At 65.4% G+C, this 7,094-nt stretch carries 4 protein-coding genes and 1 pseudogene; 2 read left to right on the forward strand and 3 right to left on the reverse strand.

The window, feature by feature from the left end; all coding sequences use genetic code 11:
• Positions 1-749 (forward strand): annotated as a pseudogene (locus tag ACDELDRAFT_RS17015) (TonB C-terminal domain-containing protein); the annotation flags it as partial.
• A 265-nt stretch (positions 750-1,014) separates the two neighbouring features.
• Positions 1,015-2,379: a prephenate-dependent tRNA uridine(34) hydroxylase TrhP gene (gene trhP / locus ACDELDRAFT_RS17025; protein ID WP_005799139.1), complete on the forward strand. Its 1,365-nt coding sequence runs from the start codon at positions 1,015-1,017 to the stop codon at positions 2,377-2,379.
• A gap of 660 nt (positions 2,380-3,039) precedes the next feature.
• Here trhP and acnB read toward each other — a convergent pair.
• The 3 genes from acnB to ACDELDRAFT_RS17040 form a co-directional block, all read right to left on the reverse strand.
• The gene (gene acnB, locus ACDELDRAFT_RS17030) at positions 3,040-5,625 is read right to left on the reverse strand and encodes a bifunctional aconitate hydratase 2/2-methylisocitrate dehydratase (RefSeq protein WP_005799141.1); all 2,586 of its coding nucleotides are present in this window, start codon (positions 5,623-5,625) and stop codon (positions 3,040-3,042) included.
• Between the two features lie 66 nt (positions 5,626-5,691).
• Positions 5,692-6,279: a hypothetical protein gene (locus ACDELDRAFT_RS17035; protein WP_005799142.1), complete on the reverse strand. Its 588-nt coding sequence runs from the start codon at positions 6,277-6,279 to the stop codon at positions 5,692-5,694.
• Positions 6,280-6,301: 22 nt separating this feature from the next.
• A partial coding sequence (locus tag ACDELDRAFT_RS17040) for an HpcH/HpaI aldolase/citrate lyase family protein (RefSeq protein WP_005799143.1) occupies positions 6,302-7,094 on the reverse strand: 793 nt, incomplete at its 5' end.

Below are 7,094 nucleotides of genomic sequence, written 5' to 3' on the forward strand. Positions count from 1 at the left end.
TGCGCCGCCCCGGCCCGCACCGCCACCACCACCGCCCCCCCCCACCCCGGCAGGCCGCGCCCGACACGCATGAGGCCGACATTGCCGTCGAGCGGGAGAAAAAGCGCCTCGAGCAGGAAAAGAAGCTGCGCCAGCAGCAACTCGAACGCGAAAAGCGCGAGCGTGAACGCAAGGAAGAAGAACGCCGCGACCGCCTCGAACAGGAAAAGAAGGAACGCCTGCAAAAGGAAAAAGCCGAGCAGTTAAAAGCCGAGCAACAGAAGGCCGAGCGCGAGAAGGAACGCCTCGAAAAGCAAAAGCAACTCGCCGAAGAAAAGAAGCGCCAGGCCCAGGAAGAGCAGCGCAAGCAGGAAGCCCTTGAAAAAGCCAGCGCCAAGGCTGCGGAGGCCCGCCGGCAGGAGAACATCCGCCGCATGCAGGGCCTGGCCGGCGCCACGGGCGGCGAACACGCCACCGGCACGGCCCTGCGTGACTCCGGCCCCTCGGGCAGCTACGGCGGCAGGGTGGCTGCCAAGGTGCGCCCCAACATCGTCTACCCAGACGCCGTGGCGGGCAATCCGCGCGCCGTGGTGCAGGTGCGCGCCGCCCCCGATGGCACCATCGTGGGCACCAAGCTGATCCAGTCCAGCGGCAACAAGGCCTGGGACGATGCCGTGCTGCGCGCGCTCGACAAGACCGAATCGCTGCCTCGCGATGTGGACGGACGCGTGCCATCGTCGCTGGAAATAGGTTTTCGCCCGCAGGACTGATGCGGGGCGCGTCGGTCCGCACCACCGAGGCGCGGCACCGGCAATTCCCGCAGGCGCTGGCGCCACACAGTCCGGCGCAGCGCGGTGAGGTGCCGAGCTTTGCCGCGCGGCGCCGTTGGCCGACCGGCGAAGAAGCCCTGCGGCCAGCCTTTGTGAGATCTTCGATGCGTGCGGCAGCCCCAGGGCATGCAGCGCGCTCCTCTGCCCCCGATGCCTTGCCGAGGTATGGCAAGGTGATTTTCGTGGCCTCGGCCACAATCGACACATGACCCTGAAAAGCCCTGAACTGCTGCTGCCCGCCGGCTCGCTCGACAAGATGCGTGCGGCCTACGACTTCGGCGCCGACGCCATCTATGCCGGCCAGCCGCGCTATTCCTTGCGCGCCCGCAACAACGAATTCCGCCTGGAGCAGATCCAGCAGGGCATCCAGGAAGCCCATGCGCGCGGCAAGAAGTTCTTCCTCACCAGCAACCTGCTGCCGCACAACGACAAGGTGCGCACCTACCTGCGCGACATCGAACCCATCATCGCCATGCGCCCGGACGCACTCATCATGGCCGACCCGGGCCTCATCATGATGGTGCGCGAGAAGTGGCCCGAGGTGGACATCCACCTTTCGGTGCAAGCCAACACCGTGAATTTCATGGCCGTGAAGTTCTGGCAGAAGGTGGGGCTGACGCGCATCATCCTCTCGCGCGAACTCTCGCTCGACGAGATCGCCAAAATCCGCCAGGAATGCCCCGACATGGAACTGGAAGTGTTCGTGCATGGCGCGCTGTGCATCGCCTACTCGGGCCGCTGCCTGCTCTCGGGCTACTTCAACCGGCGCGACCCCAACCAGGGCACCTGCACCAATGCCTGCCGCTGGAACTACGCCACCCAGCCCGCCGCCGTGGACCCGAACACCGGCGAAGCCATCGCCGTGCGCATGGAGGGCGATTTCAACTTCAACCAGGCCCAGGAAGATGACCACGCAGCGTTTGCGGCCTGCGGTGGCGGCGCGCGCCACCCGCTGGCCGACCAGGTCTACCTGCTCGAAGAAAAGGAGCGCCCGGGCCAGCTCATGCCTATCATGGAGGACGAGCACGGTACCTACATCATGAACAGCAAGGACCTGCGCGCGGTCGAGCACGTGCAGCGCCTGGTGGAGATCGGCGTCGATTCGCTCAAGATCGAGGGCCGCACCAAGAGCCAGTACTACGTCTCACGCACCGCGCAGATCTACCGCCGCGCCATCGACGACGCCGTGGCCGGCCGCCCATTCAACCCCGAGCTCATCACCGAACTCGAAGGCCTGTCCAACCGGGGCTACACCGCCGGCTTCCTCGAGCGCCGCCCTGCCAACGACTACCAGAACTACGAAACCGGCAGTTCCGAAGCCCGCCGCAGCCAGTTCGTGGGCGAGGTGAAGGCGGTGCAGGACGGCTGGGCCGAGGTGGAAACCAAGAACCGCTTTGCCGTGGGCGACATGCTGGAGATCATCCATCCCAGCGGCAACCGCACGCTGCGACTGGAACAGATGCTGGGGCTGGACGGCGAGCCCCTGCAGGTTGCCTCGGGCAGCCCTTTGCGCGTGCGCATTCCGCTCGCCGGCCCGGCAGAGGGCGCCCTTCTGGCCCGAATGCTCTAGGGGCACGAATGCTCGCCCGTCATGCCGCAGGTCTGCCCTCTCGGCACGCTCGCGGTAGTCACAGAAATGAACAAGCCGCAGGCGCTCCGACGCCAGCACACTCCATCGCTGGCGCCGGTGCGCCGATGCGGTGCGGCCAGCCCGCCACCTGTCATGCGAGCAAATACGGCGCAAAAGCGGCGCAGGCGCTTGCGTGGCGGACTTTTCATGCTATGTTCTAAATAGCACACTGGCTGGCGCCTTCCATCTCTGGGCGCTGGCTTGCTCCACCCCATCCGACTCGCCACCTCGCCCCTGCTGCATTGCGCGGGCGCCTGCCGCCCTGGCCACCGTTCGGATATGCCGCCAGACAGCAGAACGCTTTGGCGCCCCTCCCCGCTCCGTCCATCCAGGCGGGGCGGTGTTGGTCAAGACACCACCGTCATTGTCTTCGAGAGTGCCCCAAGCTTGCGCTGCATCAGACTTTCATGCCGTGCGCCCGCTGCCGCTTTCCGTGCGGGGCGTGGCATCGCACGACGACCATTCCATAGTCCTGCCTCAAAGAAAATCCATCCACAGCCCGCTCTGCAAAAGGAGAAGACGCTATACATTCAAGAGCATGCCAGGCATTAAAAAACCCGCCGAAGCGGGTTTTTTAATGACGCACAAAGCGCTGGACTGTCAGGCAGCAACGCCTTCGGCCACGTCCTTGTATTCGGCGATCTGGTCGAAGTTCATGTACTTGTAGATCTTGTCGCCGTTGGCGTTGATCGCACCGATGTCGGCCAGGTACTCGGCCTTGCTCGGGATGCGACCCAGCTTGGAGCAGATCGCCGACAGCTCGGCCGAACCCAGGTACACGTTGGTGTTCTTGCCCAGGCGGTTGGGGAAGTTGCGCGTGCTGGTGGACATCACGGTGGCACCTTCCTTCACCTGCGCCTGGTTGCCCATGCACAGCGAGCAGCCCGGCATTTCCATGCGGGCGCCGGCCGCACCGAACACGCCGTAGTGGCCTTCTTCGGTGAGCTGGTGGGCGTCCATCTTCGTGGGCGGGGCCATCCACAGCTTGACCGGGATGTCCTTCTTGCCTTCGAGCAGCTTGGACGCTGCGCGGAAGTGGCCGATGTTGGTCATGCACGAGCCGATGAACACTTCGTCGATCTTGGCGCCGGCCACGTCCGACAGCGTCTTGGCGTCGTCGGGGTCGTTGGGGCAGCAGACGATGGGCTCGGTGATCTCGGACAGGTCGATCTCGATCACGGCGGCGTACTCGGCGTCGGCATCGGGTGCCAGCAGCTCGGGCTTGGCGAGCCAGGCTTCCATGGCCTTGATGCGACGGCCGATGGTGCGTGCGTCGGCATAGCCCTGGGCGATCATGTTCTTCAGCAGCACGATGTTGCTGTTGATGTATTCGATGATCGGCTCCTTGTTCAGGCGCACCGTGCAACCTGCGGCAGAGCGCTCGGCCGAAGCGTCGGACAGCTCGAACGCCTGTTCGACCTTCATGTCCGGCAGACCTTCGATTTCGAGGATGCGGCCCGAGAAGATGTTCTTCTTGCCCTGCTTCTCCACCGTCAGCAGACCGGCCTTGATGGCGTACAGCGGAATCGCATGCACCAAGTCGCGCAGCGTGACGCCGGGCTGCATCTGGCCCTTGAAGCGCACCAGCACCGACTCAGGCATATCGAGGGGCATCACGCCCGTGGCGGCGGCAAAGGCCACCAGGCCCGAACCGGCGGGGAAGCTGATGCCGATGGGGAAGCGGGTGTGCGAATCGCCGCCCGTGCCCACGGTGTCGGGCAGCAGCATGCGGTTGAGCCAGCTGTGGATGATGCCGTCGCCGGGCTTGAGCGAAATGCCGCCGCGCGTGCTGATGAAGTCGGGCAGCTCGTGGTGCATCTTCACGTCCACGGGCTTGGGATACGCAGCCGTGTGGCAGAAGGACTGCATGACCAGATCGGCGCTGAAACCCAGGCAGGCCAGGTCTTTCAGCTCATCGCGGGTCATGGGGCCGGTGGTGTCCTGCGAGCCGACCGAGGTCATGCGCGGTTCGCAGTACGTGCCGGGCAGCACGCCCTGGCCTTCGGGCAGGCCGCAGGCGCGGCCGACCATCTTCTGCGCCAGCGTGAACCCCTTGCCGGTGGCGGCAGGCACCTGCGGCAGGCGGAACAGCGTGGACGGCGCCAGGCCCAGGGCCTCGCGGGCCTTGGCGGTGAGGCCGCGGCCGATGATCAGGGGAATGCGGCCGCCGGCGCGCACTTCGTCGAACAGCACTTCGCTCTTCACTTCGAATTCGGCGATGACCTGGCCGTCCTTGAGCGCCTTGCCGGCGTAGGGCAGCAGTTCGATCTCGTCACCCATGTTCATCTGGCTCACATCGAGCTCGATGGGCAGGGCGCCGGCGTCTTCCATGGTGTTGTAGAAGATCGGGGCGATCTTGGAACCCAGGCAGACACCGCCAAAACGCTTGTTCGGCACGAAGGGAATGTCCTCGCCGGTGAACCACAGCACGCTGTTGGTGGCCGACTTGCGGCTCGAACCCGTGCCCACCACGTCGCCCACGTAGGCCACGAGGTTGCCCTTGGCGCGCAGGTCTTCGATGAACTTCACCGGGCCGCGCTTGCCGTCTTCTTCAGGGGTGATGCCGTCGCGCTTGTTCTTGAGCATGGCCAGCGCGTGCAGCGGGATGTCGGGGCGGCTCCAGGCGTCAGGGGCGGGCGACAGGTCGTCGGTGTTGGTTTCGCCGGTGACCTTGAGCACCGTGAGCTTGATGCTTTGCGGCACTTCGGGTCGGCTGGTGAACCACTCGGCGTCGGCCCAGCTTTGCAGCACGGCCTTGGCGAAGGTATTGCCCTTGTCGGCCTTTTCCTTGACGTCATGGAACTGGTCGAACATCAGCAGGGTCTTCTTCAGGCCCTCGGCTGCCACGGATGCCACGGCAGCATCGTCGAGCAGGTCGATCAGCGGAGTGAGGTTGTAGCCGCCCAGCATGGTGCCCAGCAGTTGCGTGGCCTTCTCGCGGCCGATGAGGCTGCACACCTCCGTGCCATGGGCCACGGCAGCCAGGTAGCTGGCCTTGACCTTGGCGGCGTCGTCCACACCGGCGGGAACGCGGTGCGTGATCAGGTCGACCAGAACGGCTTCCTCGCCAGCGGGCGGGTTCTTCAGCAGCTCGATCAGTTCACTGGTCTGCTTGGCGCTCAGGGGCAGTGGTGGAATGCCCAATGCAGCACGCTCGGCCACATGGTCACGGTAGGCTTTCAACATCGATTTTCTCCGGTTGCGTTCTAAAGTGGGGCGGGTGCATGCCGGCCTCCGGCCGCACCGCAATCGTTATTTCTTGGCGACAGGCAGCGGGTCGAGCACACCGGGCTGCGGGTTCTTCTTGAGGGACTCGGCCACCAGGCTCTGTTCGGGGCTCATGCATTCGTCGGCCAGGCGCTGGCCACGCTTTTGGTCCATGAGCATGGACTTGTTGGCGATCTGCAGCCAGACCGCGCCGCCCTTCTGGTCTTCCAGGCGAATGGCACCGGTGGTGGTTTCAACAGGCGCCATGCGGTACTTGAAGCCCTTGCCTTCCACGTCGAAGTGGCCAGGCGAGGCCTCGTCGGCCTTCACCGAGACATAGGCACCCAGTTCGCAGGCAATGCGGCCCACGTGCACGCGCTCGGCAATGGCCAGCTCGGCCGGCGTGAGGGCGGCCTCGGCGGCCATGATGCCGGCAGCCACCTGGTTCGTGGCGGTCTTGAGCTGCGTGCGGCTGCTGGTGGGCTCGGCCTTGGCGGTCTTCGCGGCCTTGGCCTTGACAGGGGCCTTGGCCGTTGCCTTGGCGGCCGGCTTGGCAGCGGGTTGTGCAGGGGTCTGGGCCAGCGCAAAGGCGGGAGCCAGCAGCATCAGGGCAGAAGCGATAAAGGTTTTCATCAGAGATCCTGCAGATAAGGGTTCAGGGGCAAGGAGGGGCGGGCGAGGTAAACCACGCGCTCACGGCCCCGGGCAACGCGCGCCCGGTGCTGTGCGCACGTTCGAGGACCTGCCAGTAATAGCGGTAACTAGCACGGTCATGGAGTGTGCCGTCAAAACTGATGGGAGCCCAATCAGCACCTGCGGCAGCAGCTATTATTTTTGATGCAACTTCTATGTCATCCTGCGTGGGCGCGAAGGCCTCCAGGATGGGGCGGATCTGCGCAGGGTGGATGCTCCACATGCGCGTGTAGCCAAACTCGCGGGCGGCGCGGCTGGCTGCGGCCTGCATGGCAGCCGTGTTGCTGAACTCCGTGACCACGCAGTGCGATGGCACTTTGCCGTGGGCATGGCAGGCCGAGGCGATTTCGAGCTTGGCGCGCACCACGAGCGGGTGCGTGAACTGCCCCGACGAGGTCATGGCCGATGCGGGAATGGCACCGCCATGGGCCGACACAAAATCCATCAGCCCAAAGCTCAGGCTCTGCACGCGGGGGTGCGCGGCGATGTCGAACGCACGCTGTACCGCAGCCGGGGATTCGATCAGGACCTGCAATGGCAAGTGGCCAGCCGAAGCACGTTGCAGCGCCTGTTCCGCCAGCACCACGTCCTCCACCGACTCCACCTTGGGCAGCATGATGTGGGTCAACCGATGGCCGGCCTCGCCGGCAATGGTGGCGACATCGTTGGCAAATGCGGGGTGGTCCACGGGGTGCACACGCGCGCCGACGCGTGCGCCCGGTGCGGCATCGCGCGCCAGCGAGGCCACCAGGGCC

The sequence above is a fragment of the Acidovorax delafieldii 2AN genome (assembly GCF_000175235.1).
GTDB classification, from domain to species: Bacteria; Pseudomonadota; Gammaproteobacteria; order Burkholderiales; family Burkholderiaceae_C; genus Acidovorax; species Acidovorax delafieldii_B.

What these genes read in the sequence shown, in the direction of transcription:
- trhP (WP_005799139.1), top strand. Translation starts at nt 1,015, where the DNA reads ATGACCCTGAAAAGCCCTGAACTGCTGCTGCCCGCCGGCTCGCTCGAC.
- acnB (WP_005799141.1), bottom strand. Translation starts at nt 5,625, where the DNA reads ATGTTGAAAGCCTACCGTGACCATGTGGCCGAGCGTGCTGCATTGGGC.
- ACDELDRAFT_RS17035 (WP_005799142.1), bottom strand. Translation starts at nt 6,279, where the DNA reads ATGAAAACCTTTATCGCTTCTGCCCTGATGCTGCTGGCTCCCGCCTTT.